17 protein-coding genes are annotated in these 20,554 nt (G+C 44.1%); 9 read left to right on the forward strand and 8 right to left on the reverse strand.

The genetic code is table 11. The annotated features are described in order from the left end of the window. Positions 1-284: 284 nt before the first annotated feature. The 3 genes from AAEY80_RS12645 to fadB all read right to left on the reverse strand — a co-directional run bounded on the left by AAEY80_RS12645 (position 285) and on the right by fadB (position 4,590). Positions 285-860, reverse strand: coding sequence for an isochorismatase family protein (locus AAEY80_RS12645; protein WP_201582908.1), 576 nt, complete (start codon positions 858-860; stop codon positions 285-287). A 247-nt stretch (positions 861-1,107) separates the two neighbouring features. Further along, the gene (fadA, locus tag AAEY80_RS12650; protein WP_101211126.1) at positions 1,108-2,280 is read right to left on the reverse strand and encodes an acetyl-CoA C-acyltransferase FadA; all 1,173 of its coding nucleotides are present in this window, start codon (positions 2,278-2,280) and stop codon (positions 1,108-1,110) included. A gap of 150 nt (positions 2,281-2,430) precedes the next feature. Next, a complete protein-coding gene (gene fadB, locus AAEY80_RS12655; RefSeq protein WP_201577226.1) occupies positions 2,431-4,590 on the reverse strand; it encodes a fatty acid oxidation complex subunit alpha FadB in 2,160 nt (719 codons plus the stop codon). Positions 4,591-5,369: 779 nt separating this feature from the next. On the opposite strand from fadB, the gene AAEY80_RS12660 reads away from it, so the two are divergent. From AAEY80_RS12660 to AAEY80_RS12670, 3 genes are all read left to right on the forward strand, one after another. Further along, entirely contained in the window at positions 5,370-6,479 is a 1,110-nt protein-coding gene (locus AAEY80_RS12660) for a polyprenyl synthetase family protein (RefSeq protein ID WP_350588408.1), read from the forward strand. A gap of 40 nt (positions 6,480-6,519) precedes the next feature. Beyond that, complete coding sequence (locus AAEY80_RS12665) at positions 6,520-7,338, forward strand: DUF72 domain-containing protein (RefSeq protein WP_201582901.1); 819 nt, start codon at positions 6,520-6,522, stop codon at positions 7,336-7,338. A 122-nt stretch (positions 7,339-7,460) separates the two neighbouring features. After that, entirely contained in the window at positions 7,461-8,255 is a 795-nt protein-coding gene (locus AAEY80_RS12670; RefSeq protein ID WP_011514540.1) for a tetratricopeptide repeat protein, read from the forward strand. Between the two features lie 31 nt (positions 8,256-8,286). Here the strand turns inward: AAEY80_RS12670 and AAEY80_RS12675 are convergent, their stop codons facing one another. Both AAEY80_RS12675 and sodB read right to left on the reverse strand, forming a co-directional pair. Further along, entirely contained in the window at positions 8,287-8,778 is a 492-nt protein-coding gene (locus AAEY80_RS12675; RefSeq protein WP_041753263.1) for a hypothetical protein, read from the reverse strand. Positions 8,779-8,922: 144 nt separating this feature from the next. After that, positions 8,923-9,552, reverse strand: a complete 630-nt coding sequence (gene sodB, locus AAEY80_RS12680; RefSeq protein ID WP_201582898.1) for a superoxide dismutase SodB — start codon at positions 9,550-9,552, stop codon at positions 8,923-8,925. Between the two features lie 513 nt (positions 9,553-10,065). On the opposite strand from sodB, the gene rdgB reads away from it, so the two are divergent. The 6 genes from rdgB to AAEY80_RS12710 all read left to right on the forward strand — a co-directional run bounded on the left by rdgB (position 10,066) and on the right by AAEY80_RS12710 (position 16,456). Continuing rightward, complete coding sequence (gene rdgB, locus AAEY80_RS12685; RefSeq protein WP_227692949.1) at positions 10,066-10,746, forward strand: RdgB/HAM1 family non-canonical purine NTP pyrophosphatase; 681 nt, start codon at positions 10,066-10,068, stop codon at positions 10,744-10,746. 258 nt (positions 10,747-11,004) lie between these two features. Next, positions 11,005-11,211 (forward strand): hypothetical protein, encoded by a 207-nt coding sequence (locus AAEY80_RS12690; RefSeq protein WP_025652531.1) that lies wholly within the window; start codon positions 11,005-11,007, stop codon positions 11,209-11,211. Positions 11,212-11,216: 5 nt separating this feature from the next. Next, positions 11,217-12,560 carry a trigger factor gene (gene tig, locus AAEY80_RS12695; RefSeq protein ID WP_201582896.1) on the forward strand — a complete coding sequence of 448 codons (1,344 nt, stop codon included), beginning with the start codon at positions 11,217-11,219 and terminating at the stop codon, positions 12,558-12,560. Between the two features lie 351 nt (positions 12,561-12,911). Continuing rightward, the gene (gene clpP / locus AAEY80_RS12700) at positions 12,912-13,589 is read left to right on the forward strand and encodes an ATP-dependent Clp endopeptidase proteolytic subunit ClpP (protein ID WP_025652533.1); all 678 of its coding nucleotides are present in this window, start codon (positions 12,912-12,914) and stop codon (positions 13,587-13,589) included. Between the two features lie 215 nt (positions 13,590-13,804). Further along, positions 13,805-15,082 carry an ATP-dependent protease ATP-binding subunit ClpX gene (clpX, locus tag AAEY80_RS12705; protein ID WP_201577933.1) on the forward strand — a complete coding sequence of 426 codons (1,278 nt, stop codon included), beginning with the start codon at positions 13,805-13,807 and terminating at the stop codon, positions 15,080-15,082. A gap of 357 nt (positions 15,083-15,439) precedes the next feature. After that, positions 15,440-16,456, forward strand: coding sequence for an SDR family NAD(P)-dependent oxidoreductase (locus AAEY80_RS12710; RefSeq protein ID WP_201577929.1), 1,017 nt, complete (start codon positions 15,440-15,442; stop codon positions 16,454-16,456). 117 nt (positions 16,457-16,573) lie between these two features. Here AAEY80_RS12710 and AAEY80_RS12715 read toward each other — a convergent pair whose 3' ends face one another. From AAEY80_RS12715 to argS, 3 genes are all read right to left on the reverse strand, one after another. After that, the gene (locus AAEY80_RS12715; RefSeq protein ID WP_244952006.1) at positions 16,574-17,668 is read right to left on the reverse strand and encodes a PTS sugar transporter subunit IIC; all 1,095 of its coding nucleotides are present in this window, start codon (positions 17,666-17,668) and stop codon (positions 16,574-16,576) included. 145 nt (positions 17,669-17,813) lie between these two features. After that, the gene (locus AAEY80_RS12720) at positions 17,814-18,635 is read right to left on the reverse strand and encodes an SPOR domain-containing protein (protein ID WP_201577922.1); all 822 of its coding nucleotides are present in this window, start codon (positions 18,633-18,635) and stop codon (positions 17,814-17,816) included. An 80-nt stretch (positions 18,636-18,715) separates the two neighbouring features. Then, a complete protein-coding gene (gene argS / locus AAEY80_RS12725) occupies positions 18,716-20,545 on the reverse strand; it encodes an arginine--tRNA ligase (protein WP_350588409.1) in 1,830 nt (609 codons plus the stop codon). Between the last annotated feature and the right edge of the window lie 9 nt (positions 20,546-20,554).

Raw genomic sequence — 20,554 nt, forward strand, 5'->3', positions numbered from 1 at the left:
AAAGGTGCTAGGGTTTAGAACGCCTCTTGAGGTAAAATCTAGCTTCGGGTGCGTTGCACTTCAATGTTGAATCCAAGCTTAAAAATAAAGGACAAACCAGTAATTAAACCTACTGTTAAACCAACTTCAAAAGTTGTTTAAGAGCCTTATTTCAAATCGTTACTTAAAGGCGAAAAAAGTTAGCATTTAAAAAAGATAGCGCCTAAGCCTTAAGCGCTATCTTTTTTATTAATGATTAAACATTGTCTTATAACCAATCAATCCAGCTAATTAAGCTAATTAAGTCACTTAATCAAATTACTAATGGTCTTAAAAGCAGGGTCTTTACTACTGCGGCACAATTCAAAAAGAATGGATTCTACCGTACTAATCACGCCACCAGCGCGGCGGATACGGCGAATCGCTTGCTTCTTATCATAAGGAAAGCGCGAGCCAACCGCATCACCAATAATCACTGGCTGCATACCATTATCGAGCAAATCAAGCGCCGTTTGCATGACGCAGACATGCGCCTCCACCCCAAATAATAGAACAATGCTACGATTTTGTTGGGCTAAATAATGCCATGAATCGTCATTATCACAAGCGCTAAAAGTGATTTTTTCAAAGCTTTTGGCATTGTCGCCTTCTAGCACATCACGTATCTCAGGCAGGGTATCGCCGAGTCCCTTTTTATATTGCTCATTGAGCATAATTGGGATGTTGAGGGTTTGTAGACCTTTGATCAAAGTGACTGTCTTTTTGACGATATTTTCATGGTCATAAATATGCGGCGTTAAGCGTTCTTGAACATCGATTATCATCGCTTGGGTATTTTCACGAGCGATTCGATAGGTACGATCGGTAATCATAGTAGACATGGCACACTCCTTGTACGACTGATATTAATAGGTAAAGGCGACGCTATATTTGGCCTCTATATCATTATTATTAAACCTAGCTCTTATTTAGTCATAGTTTGCTGAGGGCGTCAATGGAGATAATTTTTATTAATGAGTAATATGATATCTTTCTCTACTTTATTGACTCCATAAAAAAGCCCCTAGTCATTATGACTAAGGGTTTCATTGAAAAATAATAAGCTAACAGCTATAAAAAATTTAAAGCTTACACACGCTCAATAATCGTCGCGATACCTTGACCAAGACCGATACACATCGTCGCTAGACCGATTTCAGTATCTGACTGCTCCATCGCATTTAGCAAAGTAACCGTGATACGAGCGCCTGAACATCCTAGTGGATGGCCTAGGGCAATCGCACCACCGTTGATATTGACGATGTCTTGCTTGTCCGTCAAGTTCAAGGCTTTTAGGACTGACAAGCCTTGCGCGGCAAACGCTTCGTTTAGCTCGATGGTTTGCATGTCATCGATGCTCATGCCAGCGCGCTTAAGTGCTTTTTGCGTAGCCGGTACAGGACCGTAACCCATGATAGCGGCATCACAACCAGCAACAGCCATGCTACGAATACGAGCACGAGGCTTAAGACCTAAGTCTTTGGCTTTTTGTGCGCTCATGACTAACATTGCTGACGCACCGTCAGATAATGCAGATGAGGTCGCAGCAGTGACCGTACCGCCTTTAGGATCAAAGGCTGGACGTAACTTTTGCATTTGCTCCATCGTTGCATCAGGACGAATCACTTCATCAACGGTACATAGTTGCAAGCGACCTGCGGCATCATGACCTTCGATACCGATGATTTCATTGTCAAAACGACCCTCTACCGTCGCAGCCCATGCACGGCGATGCGACTCAAGACCAAAGGCATCTTGCTCTTCGCGGGTGATGTTATTCATACGGCCCAGCATTTCAGCAGTCAAGCCCATCATGTTTGAAGCTTTTGCATAGTGCTTTGACGCTTCAGGGTTGAGATCAACGCCATGCATCATGCCGACGTGACCCATATGCTCAACACCACCGATGATGAAAACGTCACCTTGGTTGGTCATGATTTGAGCAGCAGCAGTGTGAAGCGCCTGCATAGATGAACCACATAGACGGTTAACCGTTTGACCACCAGCAGTCTTTGGAATACCAGCTAGCAGACCAATGTTACGACCGATGTTCAAACCTTGCTCTAGCGTCTGATTGACACAGCCCCAGATGATGTCTTCGACGTCACGTGGGTCAAAGTCGTTACGCTCAACCAAGGCACGGACCAATTCAGCAGACATGCTATCGGCGCGAACATGGCGGAACATGCCGTTTTTAGTTTTACCCATTGCTGAGCGTACGCCATCTACGATGACCACGTCTTTTGGACTTAAAGTTGTCATACTATTTTCCTTTTCAATTTTTATTGTCAGTGGCAGTACCGCAATGCTCGCCTATCTAATTTAGAAAGTTAAGGTTACTAATAATAAATTAACTACCAATAATCTTATCGAGCATGATGTACTGCACTTTATCCTAGTAATGACTGCCCATTACGCCGTGGCGTAAAAGGTCTCGCCTGCTGCTGCCATATCGCGAATCTTTTGCGGGGCTTCATAGGCTTTGCCAAGGTATGCGTATTTTTCACACAGTGCCAAGTAGTTATCTAGACCCATTTGGTCGATATAACGGCAAGGACCACCGCGGAATGGTGGGAAACCAACGCCCATAATCATCGCCATGTCGGCTTCAGATGGCGTGCTGACGATATTGTCTTCTAGGCAACGAACAGTCTCATTACAGAAAGCCAGCATGGTGCGGTCGATAATCGCTTGATCATCAAAGGTTTGCTTGTCGCTATCAGTAGTGGCTTTTAATAGCTCATAAGTCGCTTCATCAGCAACTTTCTTCGGCTTGCCGCGTTTGTCCATCTCATATTTATAGAAACCAATGCCGTTTTTCTGACCTAGGCGTTTGTTTTCATATAAATGCTCGATAGCACCTTTATAATCAGGCTTCATGCGGTCAGGGAAACCTTCTGCCATGACTTCTGCGCCGTGTACGCCAGTATCTAAACCAACGACGTCGATTAGGTAAGCAGGACCCATCGGCCAGCCGAATTTTTCCATGACTTTATCGACATGAGCAAAATCAGCGCCTTGCTTAAGGAGCAAGTCAAAGGCACCAAAGTATGGGAATAACACACGGTTTACCAAGAAACCTGGGCAGTCATTCACGACGACAGGCACTTTACCCATTTTTGTGGCCAAAGCAACGGTCGTTGAAATAGCTTCTTCAGAGGACTTTTCACCACGAATGACTTCAACCAATGGCATACGGCTTACCGGGTTAAAGAAATGCATACCGACGAAGTTTTCTGGACGCTCAAGTGCTTCAGCTAGATAAGTAATAGAAATCGTTGAGGTGTTTGACGCTAGGATACAATCGTCTTTAACCAAGCCTTCGACTTCTTTTAGTACCGCACGCTTCACGTTTGGATTTTCTACCACCGCTTCGATAACGATATCAGTCTCAGCAAAGTCACCATAGTTCAAAGTCGGACGGATACGGCTTAACGTTTCGCCCATTTTTGCTGGGGTCATCTTGCCACGTTCAACCATTTTGCCAAGTAGCTTGCTGGCTTCGCCCATACCAAGGTCTAATTGCTCAGACTTGATGTCTTTCATGATGATTGGCAAGCCTTTGCTGGCTGCCTGATAAGCGATACCGCCGCCCATGATACCCGCGCCAAGTACGGCCGCTTCATTGATTTCATGTGCATGCTTACTGTGCTGCTTAGCAAGTTTCTTAACCAACTGATCGTTTAAGAATAGACCAACCAAGCTTTCTGCTTGTGGGGTTTTCGCCGCTTTTGCAAAGTAAGTCGCTTCGACTTCGATTGCTTTGTCACGAGGCAGATTGACATGCTTTTCGATTGCTTCAATAGCAAGCGCAGGCGCAGGATACTGCTTAGGATTGGCTTTGGCAAAGATCATACCTTTAGCACTGTTAAATGCCATCGCTTGCTCAAGCTGATTTAGCTTAACGGGCGCAAGCTTCTCTTCACGCTTCGCTTGCCAATCAAGCTCACCTGAGATACATTTTTTGACTAGGTCAATCGCAGCATCTTGCAAGTCATCTGCAGCAACGGTTGCATCAACGAGACCAAGTTTTAGTGCGTCCAGTGGTTTTTTCGGTGTACCAGTCGCGATTAATTCAAGCGCATTATCGATACCAATCACACGCGTACTACGAACCGTACCACCAAAACCTGGGAAGATACCCAGTTGGGTTTCTGGTAGACCAATGATAGCTTTGTCGCTCATGACACGGTATTCACAAACCAAGGTCATCTCACAACCACCGCCAAGCGCTGCGCCATTGATGGCCGCTACTTTTGGAAACGGCAAATCTTCAAAACGATTAAAGTCATGATTGATACTAATGACCCAGTCTTTGATCTCGCTTTCTGGATTTTTAAAAGAGCCGACAAATTCTGTGATATCAGCACCAGCGATAAACACGCCTTTGCTTGAGGTTACGATCAAACCTTTGACGTTATCGGCTTTTTCTAATGCAGTAACCGCTTCACCAAATTGCTTGTTGGTCTCAGCATCAAACTTGTTCACGCTCTCATTTTCGGCGTTGTACTGCATGTTGGCGATGCCATCTTCTAGCATTGTCACCGTGATGCGATTTCCTTGGTATACCATGTGGAACTCCTTGCTATGTAATAAAGGCTATGTAGTAAAAGCTAAGTGATAAAAATTACATCATAAAAGCGATGTTTTAGAATATAAAAAATAGCCGGTTATTGTTAGTAAAACGGGTAATAGCACCGCCAATTTGCTGTATCATAACCATAAATACATGACAGATTAAGCAGTGAAGATATCTTTATTATCCAGCGCTCATTGCTATATATCGATGCTAACTTTATTGCACCGATGCATAAGGCGCTTCATTTATATGCTATTGCTACAGGTACTGATGTTATAGATGCTGACTGGGATTTGAGCCAATACTGAGCTTTATCAATCAGATGGGGTGGTTAAAAGCACAATAGCGTCGTCAACATTGTCATCAGACCATTTTTACGTCAATTAGTGTAGGGGATTATGCCCCTGACTGTCACAAGCTAATACCATACTCGCAAGTCACTCTTAAGTCGATACTAGCCCTTTACCTAGCGGCGAACGTGCTTTAGTGAGTATCTGTATACTGAATTATTAACACGCTAAACAGGGTAGATAATCGGCATAAAATGCCCGACGCGCTCCCTTATCAAAACATATTCAACCGCTAAGTTAAATCAGCAATACGTAACGGTGCCTTGTTGCCATATTGCGCTCAAGCACGGATACCTTACCATCATACGACTGCTTTAAATTGCAAAAAAACCCTCTATTGATACCATGTGTCGCATAAGCAATACAACCTATCATGCTACACTAATACCGTTTTTATTATTCACCTGATAGATGGTTGGGTTATGACTGTTTCTTCTATGCCAAGCTTTATGCCTTCAAGACTTGTATCCTTTGCTAGCTTTGACAACAACACCGAGCAATTTCACAGCGCCGTGCGCGCGCAACTCGCACAAGATATTGACGCACTGTTTGCTTATGCTGATCTACCAAGCCCGCTGCTTGATGCCTGCCGCTACGTGATGACTGGTCAAGGTAAATTGGTACGCCCATTATTGGTTGCCAGTGCCTTTGACAGCATAAATCGTAGCAATGCTAATGATGCCTTTAATAATAATGACAATGTTAATGGAAGCGCTAATAATCATGTTAGTAATGACGATGAAAGTGTGGATAAAAGCATTGATAACAAAGCCCTTCAAAATAGCGATTTAGAATCACTACTAGAAAACGATTCCGACTATGATATGGCGCGCCGTGCAGCGTTGGCAGTAGAGCTGTTGCATACCTATTCATTGGTGCATGATGATTTGCCGTGTATGGACGATGACGACTTGCGCCGTGGTCAGCCGACCGCGCATATTGTCTTTGCAGAATCAACCGCCCTACTCGCTGGTGACGTGCTACAGACGCTAGCCTTTGAGGTATTGACCGCAGAGCTGCCCACTTTTGCACCCTTTGACTCCGCTATCGCCAGCCAATTAATCGCGATATTTGCGCCGCGTGCCAGACGCATGGTTTCTGGTCAAATGCTCGACCTGAATGCCGAAGCCAGCACTAGTATCACGCAAAGCGAGTTAGAAGCTATTCACCGTGATAAAACGGGCGCACTAATAGAAGCAGCGATGTTAATGGGCGGTATTTGTGCAGGTGCAACCGCGCCGCAGCGTATGGCATTACAAGAGTGCGCCCAGCATATTGGTCTGGCTTTTCAAGTACAAGACGATATTTTAGATGTGACTACTAGCACCGATACCCTTGGCAAACCTGCTGGCAGCGATGAAAAGTTAGACAAATCCACTTATGTAAAGTTGATGGGCGTTGAGCAGGCAACCAGCTATGCGCAATCACTATTTAATGACGGGCGCGCGGCTATCATTCGTGAGCTTGGTGATAATACAGACAACGACGCACTATTGGCATTAATCGAATGGCTATGGTCACGTAAAAAATAAGCGTAGCAATATTAATTAAAAACGATAAAGGGTGGTCAACATGGAAAGTACCCCTACTCAGCGTATCTACCTTGGCACTGGCGGATATAGCGATACCGATCTGCTTGGTACGCTGTACCCAACTGGCACCAAAAAAACCGACTTCTTACGTGAGTACGCCAAGCAATATGGCGCGGTGGAGATTAATAGCACCTTTTACGCGCCCATCGGGCAAAAAGCCTTTGCCGGTATGGTCGATAAAGCCTATGTGCAAACAGACAGTGAATTGAAGTTCGCCGTCAAACTGCATCAGGACTTTACCCATGCGCGTAAAGGCACTGCCGAACACGCACAAGCCTTTATTACTGCCCTCACGCCACTTATCGAAGCCAACGCTCTCGCACCACTATTACTCCAGTTCCCACATGGCTTTGATCGTACCCGTGAACATAGACTCTATCTAGCAAATCTCGTCAGCTGGTTTAAAAACTATCCGCTAGCCGTTGAGTTTCGTCATAATGGCTGGCATACCCCGCAAGTGGTTGATAGCTTTATCGAGCAAGGTTTGACTTGGTGTAGTGTCGATTATCCTAAAGTCAGCGGTCTGCCACCGTCACGGCTGATATTTACCGAGCGTACTGGCTATCTGCGCATGCATGGCAATAATCTAAACTGGTGGGATGCGATGAGTGCGGCTGACCGTCATGATTATCGCTATTCTGAGGCCGAGATGCAGGATTGGGCACAAGCGATTACCAATCAGCGTCAGCATTTTGATACGCTGTATATCTTCTTCCAAAATACCGTCAACGCGCATGCTTATTATAATATTGCGATGCTCAGAGAGGCGTTGGGTAGGTTTGGGTTTGAGGTGTTGTGATGCGTAGAACGCTCCCTAATTTTTCTATAGCAGCGTTTTAATTTTCTTTTATCTATTGCAGTCGTTATTTCATAGTTGTATTTATTTTTTAAAATCTAGCAGTCTTATTTAGGAAAGTGTATATGCTTATCTGGTTTGTAGTCGGAGCGATAGCCTTATCTGTAATAGCATTTAAATATTATGGAAGAAACAGAGAATCTGATAGTTTTAAGCTTATGGAGAGATTAGCTAGCCAAGGGGATGCGCGAGCTCAAATAAATCTTGCCATGATGTATTACGGTGGTACAGGCGTACGTCAAGATCTTCCTAAAGCTATTCAATGGGCAGAAAAACCAGCTCGGCAAGGTAATGCTGAGGCTCTATTTGTTATGGGTATGATGCATACTCAAAAGAATGATACTAAGGCTTTTGAGTTTTACCTACAATCAGCTAATCAGGGCTATCCTAGTGCTCAGAACATGGTTGGCCTTTCATACAAGGAAGGAAGAGGTGTACAACAAGACTATACCAAGGCATTTGAATGGATACAAAAAGCAGCTAATCAGGGCTATCCTAGTGCTCAATACGAGCTTAGTCTAATGTATGAGAAAGGCATAGGCGTAAAACAGGATAACGCTAAAGCGTTTGAGTGGTATCTAAAATCAGCTAACCAAGGTAATGCGCAAGCTCAAAGCAATCTTGGTGCTATGTATGATCAAGGCATAGGCGTACAACAAGACTATGCCAAGGCATTTGAATGGTATACAAGATCAGCTAGCCAAGGTGATGCGCGAGCTCAATTTAATCTTGGTAGGATGTATCATTTTGGCAAAGGTGTACAACAAGATGATGCTAAGGCACGTGATTGGCTGGGTAAGTCTTGCAAAAACGGGTTTCAAGATGCTTGCACCATTTATCGATTATTACCTAAAAGATAGATCGCTGTAACCATAGTTAAGCTGCATACACTCAATCCCATGGCTGTTGTTCTTTATCAGTAGCATACCTAGCCATAGCTATTAAAGACTCTTTACCCTTATAAATATTACTTTCGGAATAAAAACCCTCGAAATACAATCTACAAAAACAGTTATAAAAGTAAATTCTAGCCTGTTTAGATTCATCCAAGGGAAACTCACTAGACTCTGAGAAATGATCTTGAATATGAGTCGTTACCAAGGTAAGTATTAAGACGTCTGAAGCATAAATTCTAGAACCTGAGAATATTTTTTTGAACTCACTCTGCGAAATTATATTTGCTTGCTCTAACAGACTTCCAGTTTCAAGCAATATGGTATGGCTCATTACTTCTCGTTCTTTTTTACTTACCCCTTTAGATAGAACTAGCCACTCATTAAAGGGTCTAAGCGTTAATTGGGTAGCATTTTTAAAAGAGAAAACCCCTCTCATAAAGAGAAATAAAACCGTCGTTATCACAACAACTATTAAGAACGTTTCCACTATCACCCCTGAAACAATATATTAAAAAATACAAGTATAGCAGCTATCATTTCGACATTAGTACAACCTTCCTATAATCATTAAACCAAAAAAAAGGACGCCTCTCAGCGTCCTTTTTTATTAATCAAATACTTGGATTAAAGATTACTCTTCAACACCAGCATCTTGACCTTTGTATTTTGCGTTCGCGTAGTCCCAGTTCACTAGCTTGTCTAGGAACGTGTCAACATAGTCAGGACGACGGTTACGATAATCGATATAGTATGCATGTTCCCACACGTCACAAGTCAATACCGCTACTTGGTCATGTGCAAGTGGTGTATCAGCATTTGCTGTTTTGGCGATTGACAATTTGCCACCGACTTTATCAGCAACTAGCCATGCCCAACCTGAACCGAACTGAGTGAGTGCAGCGTTTTTAAACTCTTCACGGAACTTATCATAGCTACCGAAATCTTCTTCAATTTTAGCTTTCAAGTCGCCAGTAGGTTCGCCGCCGCCATTGGTTGGCGTCATGCAATTCCAATAGAACGTGTGGTTCCATACTTGGGCTGCTTGGTTGAACATACCTTGTTTGCTGTCATCTTTAGCCGTGGCTACGATTATTTCTGGCAATGTTTTGTCTTCTAGACCAGAACCCGGTAGCAACTCGTTAAGCTTAGTCACGTATGCATTATGATGCTTATCATGATGGAACTCTAAAGTTTCAGCACTGATGTGCGGCTCTAAAGCATCTTTTTCATATGGTAGGTCTGGTAAAGTAATGTTTGACATAGTTATTTTATCCTTGCTGGTTTAGCCATTAGTATTAGGTATAGCTTCAAATGAACGCTATAAATTATTGGACTAAATTGGCTTAGTTTATTGTTAGTGAGATTTATTACTCAATATGCTGTACATATTGCGGTAAACCTAAAAAATTCTAAATTTAAAAGCTATCTCAAGCAAGTGATACTTAATCGTTATTACACCATTAAACACCAAGTTATTGACTTAAAAGCCATTATTTGGGTTTGATAGTATTATTAACTTTAAGTTTACAAGCTATAAGATATAATTCACTGTAGCTTGTTTTGTATTATAGCAATAGTAATGACAAATATCAGTTACCAAATGTTATGAATCATTGATTCCTTATGCTAATTGGTAATTTAGCCGGTGCTAGCTTAGAATATGCCAGTGCAAACCATACAAACAACGCTCACGCATTGTTTACTATTATCGCTAGCGTATAAAACGTCAAAATAACAGTTTACTTGACAAACAACCCTATGATGGACGAATACCATGAGTTATAGCAACGCCACAGACACTCATCAACAGCCGACAGCCTCAATTGATTCAACACAAACAACGTCAGATAGCCAATGGGTACTTGCCAGTAATAATAAAGGCAAGCTGGCGGAGTTTAAAAGACTGTTTGCCGAAGCTGACTTGGATGTGACGATTATCCCGCAAGGTCATCTCGATATCGACGATGCGATTGAGGATGGCTTAAGCTTCGTTGAGAACGCCATTATCAAAGCGCGACATGCCAGCCGAGCCAGCGGATTACCTGCTATCGCTGACGACTCAGGACTCTGTGTGCCAGTATTGGGCAACGCACCCGGCATCTATTCGGCACGTTATGCGGGCGAGCACGGCAATGACAGTAAAAATAATGCTAAGCTCATCGCTGACTTGCAGCCTATTCGCGCAGCGAAGCCAGATGCTTCTATTAAAGGCATGTTTGTTTGTGTATTGGCAATGGTGCGTCATGCTGATGACCCATTACCGATTATCGCCCAAGGTTTATGGCACGGTGAGATTTTGGCGGCGCCACATGGCGATGGCGGCTTTGGCTATGATCCACTATTTTGGTTGCCAGAGTTGCAAGCCAGTGCGGCGAGCCTAAGCGCTGAGGATAAAAACCGCATTAGCCATCGCGGTCAGGCGATTCAGCAACTATTGGCACAACTGCCTTTATAAGCACCATTGATAAGCGCTAGCGCTAAAGACGGTTATAGCTTATTTTGCATTTGATAGTCATGCTAACGTTACTATCAAGCAGTCAAATGAAATGCTCAAAGCACTCTCTAAGCGCGATTGGTACTATAGTGGACGCAAAGTAAACGGATGATAAACAGATAACTTTTACTTTAATAAGCAGATAGATTATACTGTTCTACTTTTAAAATTTTATTGAAAGCCGTTATTTGTCTGTATAATTGAGCAAAAAGCGTTATTATGCGGTACATTAGCGGCTTATTATTGATATTTGGTAGCGTTTATCAAAATAAAGCGTTTCACATTTTTGTGTCAGTAGCGATTGCTACAGGCATGGGCTGCGAAACTGCGCGCTATCAATATCCCCTATTTATTCCAACGGCAACCAGTAGCTCACGCGTATTTTGCAGCTTGGTTGTCTATTACTATTTAATCCTAAAGGTGTAACTAACATGGCTACAGATTTACAAGTCACAACCAACAAGCTATCTAATAAAGAAACTCAGCTAACGGTTAAAGTACCCGTTGAAAAAATTCAAAACAAAGTTGAAGGCCGTATTCGCCAAGTAGCGAAAACTGCCAAGATTGACGGTTTCCGTAAAGGTAATGTCCCTATGTCACATATCCGTTCACAGTACGGTGCTGGCATTCAACAAGAAGTCATCAACGATGTGATCCGTGATACCGTTTTTGAAGCGATCAAATCTGAAGACATCCGCGCAGTTGGCATGCCTAACATCGACGATGTAAAACTAGAAGACGATTTCTTGGTTTATCAAGCCACTGTCGAGATCTTCCCAGAAGTTGACGTCCAAGGTATCGATGAAATCGAAGTTGAGCGTCACACGGCTAAAGTTAGCGAAGAAGACGTCGACACAATGATCGAAAACCTACAAAAACAACGTGAAGAGTTCGTTGAGAAAAAAGGTAAAGCGGCCAAAGACAACCAAGTAACCTTTGACTTTGAAGGCTCAATCGACGGCGAAAAATTCGAAGGCGGTTCTGCTGAAGACTTCAAATTGGTCATCGGTAGCAACCAGATGATTCCAGGCTTTGAAGATGGTATCAAAGGCATGAAAGCGGGCGAAGAAAAAGTTATCGACGTCACCTTCCCAGAAGATTATCAAGCTGAGAACTTAGCGGGTAAAGAAGCACAGTTCAAAATCAACGTAAAATTGGTTGAAAAATCAAAATTACCTGAAATCAACGAAGAGTTCCTAGAGCTATTCGGTGTTAAAGAAGGCGGCGTTGAGAAGTTGAAAGAAGACGTTCGCAAAAACATGGAACGCGAAATCAAGAACGCAGCGCGTAGCCAAGTAAAACAAGCGACTTTTGATGCCTTACTAGAAAAGAACGAGTTTGACGTGCCAAACGCCATGCTAGAGCAAGAAATCGAGCGTCAACGCAACATGATGATGCAACGTTTTTCTCAGCAATTCGGTGCCAATGCTGATAGCTTCGATAAAGACATGCTGCCAAATGAATTGTTCGAAGAGCAAGCGCTACGTGCTGCCCGTCTTGGCATCATCGTTGCTCGTGTTATCGACACCAAAGGTATCGAAGTGGACCAAGACCGCGTTGAGACTTTCATTAAAGAAGCCGCTGAAAACTATGAAGATCCAGCAGAAGTGATCGAGTACTACACCACTGATAAGCAACAGCGCGCGAACATTGAGTCTGTCGTTCTAGAAGACCAAGTGGTTGATTATCTAATCGAGCAAGGTAAAGTCACGGATAAAGAAGTGAGCTACCAAGATTTGCTAGCTGCTCAGCAACAACAGCAGCAAGCAATGTAATTTAGCATTTTAGCGCTACTGCTTTAGAATGTATTAAAAATGCCCTAACGCTCTGTTAGGGCATTTTTATTGGTGCTTTATGGCTTGTGCCCTTGATAAATGTCTATAGACGCCTTATTAATAGGGAGTCATTTATCGTTTGTCACATTAAAACGTTATTATTGCCCCCATAAAAAAGTTACCATTGGTTCAATTATTTTTAGCGACATCTGGCGCTTATTATTTTAGCCCGTTAGTATGATTAAAAGACGACAACATTTACAATGATAAGCATCAATAAAAGCTTGGCTGTTTGCTAATCCCTATTTCTTTATTCTCTTTATTTTATGTACTTATAAACAGGACATCTTTATGACAGATTATGATCGTATTACTGCTAACCCGCATTTTGATATGCTGATGAGTGCGCATGACAACGTACAAAGTACGACTCAAGCAGCATTGGTTCCTATGGTGGTTGAGCAGTCAGCGCGCGGTGAACGCTCGTTTGATATTTTCTCACGCCTATTACGTGAGCGTGTTATCTTTTTGACCGGTCAAGTTGAAGACCATATGGCCAACTTGATCGTCGCTCAGCTGCTATTTTTAGAAGCTGAAAACCCTGATAAAGACATCCATTTATATATCAACTCACCGGGCGGCTCCGTGAGCGCTGGTTTGGCTATTTTTGATACCATGAACTTTATCAAACCTGAAGTATCGACCATTTGTATGGGCGGCGCTTATAGCATGGGTTCGTTCTTATTGGCAGCAGGCGAAAAAGGCAAACGTTATGCCCTAGCCAACTCGCGCGTGATGATTCACCAACCATCAGGCGGCGCGCAAGGTCAAGCAACTGATATCGAAATTAATGCGCGTGAAATTCTAAAAACTCGTGCTCGCTTAAATGAGATTTTGGCTGAGCGTACCGGTCAACCGGTAGAAAAAATTGAAAAAGACGTCGAGCGTGATTATTGGCTAGATGCCAAAGAGGCAAAAGAGTACGGTTTGGTCGATGAAGTATTAGAACGTCGCCCTAACTCATTATAATGATGATATAGCAGCTTTGATAAGCATTAAATGCCTTTGCCCTATGTGCTTTGGCATTTATGCAAACAATCGGAATACTGATATAGTCGATTCAATTTAAAAGTAGTACAAGGCAACCGAGTGTAGATGTATAAGTGATACTTCAAGCGAGGTTAACGCAGTAATACTTTTATAGTGGAATGACTGTACGTTTTAAATTTTAGGAGTGCCTTTATATGGCAGAAGATAAAACACCGCATTGCTCTTTTTGTGGCAAAGAAAAAAGCGAAGTAAAACAGCTGATTGCCGCTGACGATGCCAATATCTGTAATGAGTGTATTGAGTTATGTACCGACCTGATTGCGGATGTTGATACCGACAATGACGATGCTGATGGCGATATTGATACCTCTTGGGTCAATAAAAAACTGCCGACGCCAAAAGAGCTGCGTGCCAAACTCGATGAGTATGTCATCGGGCAAGACGCTGCTAAAAAGGCCTTGGCGGTCGCTGTTTATAACCATTATAAGCGTCTAAAAGTCAGTCAAACTTTGGCGAATGATAGCAAAAAAGCTAAGATTGGCGCTGATGAAGCAATGGTTGAATTGTCAAAAAGCAATATCTTGCTGATTGGTCCGACAGGCTCTGGTAAGACCTTACTAGCGCAAACTTTAGCACGTCTGCTTGATGTGCCGTTTGCAATGGCCGATGCCACCACCTTGACCGAAGCGGGTTATGTTGGTGAAGACGTTGAGAACATTGTGCAAAAGCTCTTGCAAGCCTCGGATTACGATGTGAGCAAAGCTGAGCAGGGCATCATCTATATCGATGAGATTGATAAAATCAGTAAGAAAGGCGACAACCCTTCTATCACGCGTGACGTGTCGGGCGAAGGTGTACAGCAAGCCTTGCTAAAGCTTATCGAAGGTACGGTTGCTGCTATCCCGCCACACGGTGGGCGTAAGCATCCACAGCAAGAGCTGATCCAAGTCGATACCAGCAACATCCTTATCATCGTTGGTGGCGCGTTTGCCGGTCTTGATAAAGTCATCCAGCAGCGTACAGAAAAAACTGGTATTGGTTTCAATGCTGATGTCAGCTCAAAAGATGACAGTAAACGTAGCTCAGAGCTACTGCAGCAAGTCGAGCCAGAAGATTTAATCAAGTTCGGTCTGATTCCTGAGCTGATTGGTCGTCTGCCCGTGTTGGCCGCGCTGCAAGAGCTTGATGAAGAAGCGCTAGTACAAATATTGACGGAACCAAAGAACGCTTTGGTTAAGCAGTATAAGTACTTGTTCGATATGGAAGGCGCTGATATTAGCTTTACCAAAGAAGCGCTTGATGCGATTGCCAAAAAAGCAATGGCACGCAAAACCGGTGCTCGCGGTTTACGCTCTATCGTAGAAAATGCGTTGCTTGATACTATGTATGAGCTGCCGTCTATGAAAGATGCGAAGACTGTGCTCGTCGATGAGCAAGTGATCAACGACGGCAAGACCCCTGAAATCGCTTAATATATAGTTCAATGATAACAGCTAATTATTTAATTGACTGTCATCAAAAAAAGCGTCTGGCATTATGCTAAGACGCTTTTTTTATGTCTGGTCATTTTTAATGATATAGGGTCTGTCTGCACAGACGCAGCAAGCAAGAAAAATGGATATCAGCAGTGCGTGATGGTTCGATATTACTTTTCACTGACTATAGGTGGCTCAAAAAATGACAGCTGCGTTTATCAATCGTGGGCAGGTAAATTCATAAATCATGCTAAGGTAAAGCGACTTCTTATGCGGTCTCCTTAGTCATGACTAAAGTGATGACCAAAGTTACGACCAAACCTCCCGAATCAATGATACAAAGGATTGTTCATCATGTTTAACAACGTTACTTCTATAGCAACCTCCCTACGTCAGCACCTCCCTTTTTCTGCTAATGAAAACCATGACATTACCCCCTATTACCGCAATCATGTCGCTGCTATCACTGGTGCCGGCTCTGGTATGGGTCGCGAGCTTGCCATTCATTTAGCAAAAATGGGCTGTCATGTCGCGCTATCCGATATCAATCCTGAGCAGTTAGCCCAAACCAAAGCACTGCTCGTCGGTTATGATGTCAAAGTCACTATGACCGTACTCGACGTCTCAGACAATAAAGCGGTGCAAGCGTGGGCAGACGACGTCATGAGCGATCACGGCAAAGTGAACTTCATCTTTAACAACGCAGGCGTGGCGCTATATTCGACCGTAGAAGGCAGCAGTATCGATGAGCTTGAATGGGTCATGGATATCAATTTTTGGGGTGTGGTCTATGGCACCAAAGCCTTTTTACCTTTGATCAAAAATAGCGTCAAAGAAAGCGAATCGACTAAAAGCGGTAAAGACAGCAAAGCACGCCAATTTGACGAACATGGTCACATCATTAATATCTCAAGTCTGTTTGGTTTGACCGCTCAGCCTTCGCAGTCTGCCTATAATTCCAGTAAGTTTGCGGTACGTGGCTTTACCGAGAGCCTACGTCAAGAGCTCGACATTCAGCGCTGCGGCGTCTCAGCGACTTGCATTCACCCAGGTGGCATCAAAACCAATATCGCCAATAGTGCGCGTGGTAATGACAGTATCAGTGACCTTGGAATGCGTGGTGGCAGCAAAGCGATCAGCAGTTTTAATAAATTCTTAAAGTTCGATGCCAGCGATGCCGCTTGGATTATTCTGCAAGCGGCCGCAAGCAACCAGTCGCGCTGCTTGATTGGTAACGATGCCAAAATGATCGACGCCGTACAGCGCTTGTTTCCAGCAAGCTATAGCAAAATACTGAATGACGTCAATAAGCTGTCACGCAAATTGAAAGGTAAGAAACCTGCCAGAACGGGTGTTCGTAAATCGGCCTAGTCGCTATAAGATTCAGATAAAGATAAAGATAAAGAACGGTCAAAAAAAGCCCCGCTACACTAGCAGGGCTTTTTTTGTTTTTTAGCCTTATCGAAAAGGTCAAACAGCCCTTGATGATTAAGGCAGTTTCATATCACCATCGACTAACCATCCCAGCCGGCGCATCATATAAGCGACTACGCCAGCAATCAGCGCAGGCAATACGAACATCAATAAGATAATCGCTGTCCATAGTTGAGCGCTACTCATAATCTCTTGTGACGCTTCAATGACGCCAAATACTCCTACCAGCCCAGCAGTACCCATACCCGCTCCTGTCGCCGTACACGCCAAGCCAAAGCCGACCGTGGCGATAGGGCCAACGATGGCGCTAGCGACAACAGCGGGCAATAAGACCACAGGTTTTTTTAGCACGTTTGGAATTTGTAGCATGCTCGTGCCTAAACCCTGAGAGACGACACCGCTGATCCCATTGTCTTTAAAACTGGCAACGGCAAAGCCAATCATGTGTGCCGCACAACCAACAACTGCTGCACCACCTGCTACACCGCCAAGCCCAATAGCGATACAAATAGCAGCGCTAGAGGTTGGTAAGGTCAATAAAATACCCACCACCACTGCAATGACAATACCCATCAATAATGGCTGTAACTCAGTAGCCGCTTGAATACCTTGACCAATAGCAGCGACAGCAGCGACGATAGGTGGATTCAATAGTGCGCAAACTGCTAATGCTACCGCGCATACCAATAATGGTACTAGCAGAATATCAAGCTTGGTCTTGCCAGCGACCCAAGTACCAGCGCGATAAGCAAATACCGAGGTCAGGTACGCACCAATGGGATTACCGGGTAAAGCCACGAACGTCGCAGGTCCGCCCACTTGCGGGGTAAAAAGCGTGCCTGCCATCAACGCTTCAGAGTGCGCACCAAGCATCCCTGCTACCAAGCAGCTGAGCATAACCAAGGTCGGCGCTTTGAGGTAGTAAGCAATGCCCACACCGATACCAGCACCCATTAATACAGAGGCCAGCTTGCCGACTGCGATAAGTGCGGGCAAGTCTAACCAACCACCGATTTGTGAAATAATCAAACCAGCAATCAATGTGACAAATAGCCCTAAAGCCATACCTGTAAAAGCATCGATAAAATATTTTTGAAAAAAGGCTTTTACCAAACCAGTAGGCGGTGTTGCTGAGTCAGATATTGTCATAGCCATACTCTTTGTGAAGATTTTAATAAGATAGAATAAACCGAAAAGATAAAACACTCTTGTCAAAAATCAGAGATAAAAAAAGCGTCATTGCGACGCTTTCTTATTGTTAACACATGACTAAAACGAGCACAAAGCATTCAACCTAACGGCGCTGCTCAACGATGATAGAGTCAATGCCGTTGTTTTGTAGGCGCTGCTGCGCACTAGCAACCGCTTGACGGTTGTTCATTGGACGCGAGATGACCTGATAAATTGGCAAACCATTACCCGTGGTGTTTTTGACTACTCTTGCATCCACGCCAGCCATGAGCACTTGCGCACGGCGACGATCGGCTTCATCGGCATCACCGAAGCTGTTAATCTGTAAGATATAGGTCGCCGCAGGTTTGGCAGGTTGGACGCTAGCCGCACCCGCCCCTGAGTTATTAGCTCGGTTTGCCGTATTGCCACTGTTACTAGTCGCCGGCGCGCCATCATAGGTAGCGTCTTCTTCAACGATAACGATATCATCGCTATTATTGGCCGCACCAGCATTGTTGCCACGGCTTGGCTCGATAACGGTACTTTCAGAAATACCAAAGTTACCCGTATCATCATTGCGACTGGCTGAATTGCTCTCCGGTTGAGTAACGACCACATCCGGCTCAAAGGCACCAATACTACCCAATCCATCATTACCTGTTTCACCGATATTTTCATCAGGGATGGTCGCCATCTCTTGATTGGGCAAAATATCGTAGAACTCGTAATCGCTATTATCGGTATCGGTATCGACGCGGGGCTCTACCTGCCGATCAGCGTTGCCGACTGTGCTATCAGCGGGGCTAAAATCAAATAATGGCGAGAGGTACAAAAACACCCCGATCATTAGGGTCAATACTGCCCCGACAAACATCCATAATAAACCTGATACGCTACTTGATTTGCGCTTTTCGGTCGCACCTTTAGGTTTTTTGGCTAGCATGGATCTCTTTCTCCCTACTGAATCTATCTGTCGTTATCGAATTATCGTCGAATTATTGCTATCGCTCGTTTGTATATGCTCTACATGCTAGACGGTGCAGATAACCCTAATAAACTAAGCCCATTGGACACTACTTGACGTACCGCTTTTGACAAGCGCAGACGGGCTTGCATCATATCGAGCTCTTCTTGGCTTGGCGTCTCACCTGAGGTCAAGCTTACTGGCAGAATACGATTGCTATCGTACCAGCCGTGGAAGAGTGCCGCCAAATCTTTTAGATAGTTGGTCAGTACATGCGGCTCATAGCCCGTGGCAGCTCGCAACAGTGTCGCTGGATAGGCCGCTAAGAGTTTGATTAGCTCATCTTCGCTAGGCGCTGTCAGCAAGTTTTGATGCTGGGCACCAATCAAATCGTCTACAATTAGACCACTGGTTTCTAGCTTTTCTAATACGCGGCAAACCCGTGCATGCGCGTATTGAATGTAATAAACCAAGTTGTCTTTGCTTTGTGATTTGGCCAGCTCTAAATCGAAGTCGACGTGCACTTCAGGCTTACGCGCGACATAATAGAAACGCGCTGCATCGTTACCGACTTCATGGCGCAGCTCACGCAAGGTGACAAACTTGCCTGAACGCGACGACATTTGCACTTTTTCACTACCGCGCCATAACGCTACGAATTGAACCAGCACCACATCGAGGCGTTCCGCATCAATCCCCAAAGCCAATAATGCTGCTTTTACCCGTGGCACATAACCATGATGATCCGCGCCCCAAACGTTGACGACTTTATCGAAGCCACGATCGAACTTATTCTTATGATAGGCAATATCAGAGGCAAAGTAGGTCGATTGTCCATTGGCACGGCGTACCACACGGTCTTTTTCATCGCCGAAATCAGTCGATTTAAACCAAATATTGCCGTCTTTTTCGTACAGATAGCCTTTATCATCTAAAATCTGTAAGACCGGCGCAATCTCACTATCAATGGATCTTTCGCTAAACCAGCATTCATAACGCACACCAAAGTCATTTAAGTCGTCTTTGATATCAGCCAAAATACTGCTCAATGCCGCATTTAAAAACAGCTCATAACCATCGCCAAGCAACGCTTTGCTATTAACAATCAGACCATCGATATGCGCTTCTTTGTCACCTGATAGCAATGTTTTTTCGCCATCGACATTAATTTCAAACTGGGCATCTTCTGGCGCATCTTTAGCAACGTCTGTAAAGCTATGCACGTAGCTAGTGCCATGTTGTGCTTTTAGTGTTTGGGCGATATCACTGACATAGTCACCTTGATAGCCATTGACAGGGAAAGTTATTTGTTCACCATTGGCTTCTAGATAACGCAGATACGTACTGGTCGCCAAGATGTCTATCTGCCGACCGGCATCGTTGACATAATACTCACGAGTGACGTCATAACCAATGGCTTCGAGCAAGTTTGCCACACTCATGCCAAACGCAGCACCACGTCCATGACCGACATGTAAGCTAGAGGTTGGATTGGCAGATACGAACTCAACCTGTACCTTTTGCCCTTCGAACTGGTCGCTCAAACCAAAGCGATTCTGTTGTTTAAAAATATCGTCTAACACCGAAAACTTAGCATCGGCATTTAAAAAGACATTGATAAACCCTGGACCCGCGATTTCTACTTGGCGAATGTCTTGGTTGTCAGGCAGTGCATTGACGATTTTTTCGGCAAGCTGGCGTGGATTGACCTTAGCAGCTTTGGCAGCCGTCAGCGCGATATTGCTGGCAAAATCACCATGACTTAAGTCTTTCGTACGGGTGATTTGACTGTTATTTTTCCAATCAGCTGGCAGCGCACCATCGGCTTGTAAGGTTTGAACAGCGTCATTAAATAAGGATGCTAGCGTATCAATTTGGGCTTGTGACATAGGACTATA

The organism is Psychrobacter sp. 78a-MNA-CIBAN-0178, from assembly GCF_040309625.1.
GTDB classification, from domain to species: domain Bacteria; phylum Pseudomonadota; class Gammaproteobacteria; order Pseudomonadales; family Moraxellaceae; genus Psychrobacter; species Psychrobacter okhotskensis.

Bases quoted from the DNA above. Each gene is read 5' to 3' on its own strand.
- AAEY80_RS12670 (WP_011514540.1), top strand. From the start codon at position 7,461: ATGCTTATCTGGTTTGTAGTCGGAGCGATAGCCTTATCTGTAATAGCA.
- clpP (WP_025652533.1), top strand. From the start codon at position 12,912: ATGACAGATTATGATCGTATTACTGCTAACCCGCATTTTGATATGCTG.
- clpX (WP_201577933.1), top strand. From the start codon at position 13,805: ATGGCAGAAGATAAAACACCGCATTGCTCTTTTTGTGGCAAAGAAAAA.
- AAEY80_RS12645 (WP_201582908.1), bottom strand. From the start codon at position 860: ATGTCTACTATGATTACCGATCGTACCTATCGAATCGCTCGTGAAAAT.
- rdgB (WP_227692949.1), top strand. From the start codon at position 10,066: ATGAGTTATAGCAACGCCACAGACACTCATCAACAGCCGACAGCCTCA.
- fadB (WP_201577226.1), bottom strand. From the start codon at position 4,590: ATGGTATACCAAGGAAATCGCATCACGGTGACAATGCTAGAAGATGGC.
- AAEY80_RS12660 (WP_350588408.1), top strand. From the start codon at position 5,370: ATGACTGTTTCTTCTATGCCAAGCTTTATGCCTTCAAGACTTGTATCC.
- AAEY80_RS12665 (WP_201582901.1), top strand. From the start codon at position 6,520: ATGGAAAGTACCCCTACTCAGCGTATCTACCTTGGCACTGGCGGATAT.
- AAEY80_RS12715 (WP_244952006.1), bottom strand. From the start codon at position 17,668: ATGACAATATCTGACTCAGCAACACCGCCTACTGGTTTGGTAAAAGCC.
- fadA (WP_101211126.1), bottom strand. From the start codon at position 2,280: ATGACAACTTTAAGTCCAAAAGACGTGGTCATCGTAGATGGCGTACGC.
- AAEY80_RS12690 (WP_025652531.1), top strand. From the start codon at position 11,005: ATGCGGTACATTAGCGGCTTATTATTGATATTTGGTAGCGTTTATCAA.
- AAEY80_RS12710 (WP_201577929.1), top strand. From the start codon at position 15,440: ATGTTTAACAACGTTACTTCTATAGCAACCTCCCTACGTCAGCACCTC.
- argS (WP_350588409.1), bottom strand. From the start codon at position 20,545: ATGTCACAAGCCCAAATTGATACGCTAGCATCCTTATTTAATGACGCT.
- AAEY80_RS12720 (WP_201577922.1), bottom strand. From the start codon at position 18,635: ATGCTAGCCAAAAAACCTAAAGGTGCGACCGAAAAGCGCAAATCAAGT.
- tig (WP_201582896.1), top strand. From the start codon at position 11,217: ATGGCTACAGATTTACAAGTCACAACCAACAAGCTATCTAATAAAGAA.
- sodB (WP_201582898.1), bottom strand. From the start codon at position 9,552: ATGTCAAACATTACTTTACCAGACCTACCATATGAAAAAGATGCTTTA.